The following is a 306-nucleotide window of genomic DNA, read 5'->3' on the forward strand; positions in this document are numbered from 1 at the left end:
GAACTAATACCGCCATTAGCACCGAGAACAGTTGCACCCGCTTGCTGATCAATTGCGTTGTAGTTGTCAGCATCGACATAGCTAAAAGCACCACCAGCTACGTTGTCCAATTCTTCAGCAGATAATTCTACGGGCTTAATGTTGTCAGACATGATGTTTTCTCCTTAATGTGTAATGTGTGTGTTATCTCAAATAAAACTGTTACTAACTAGCAAGAGTAGAAGGGAACAAGCCAGTTGCTTTGATTTCGTGCAAACTTTGATGAGATACAGCAGTTTGCTGAGTGTTCAAAGAACTAATACCGCC

At 41.5% G+C, this 306-nt stretch carries 1 protein-coding gene; it reads right to left on the reverse strand.

Features of this window, described 5'->3' with window-relative positions:
* On the reverse strand, positions 1-152 hold a 152-nt coding region (locus tag G1O98_RS38890), incomplete at its 3' end, for a CTB family bacteriocin (protein WP_194248893.1).
* Positions 153-306: the final 154 nt, after the last annotated feature.

It is taken from the genome of Nostoc sp. UIC 10630, from assembly GCF_010747425.1.
Lineage (GTDB): Bacteria > Cyanobacteriota > Cyanobacteriia > Cyanobacteriales > Nostocaceae > Nostoc.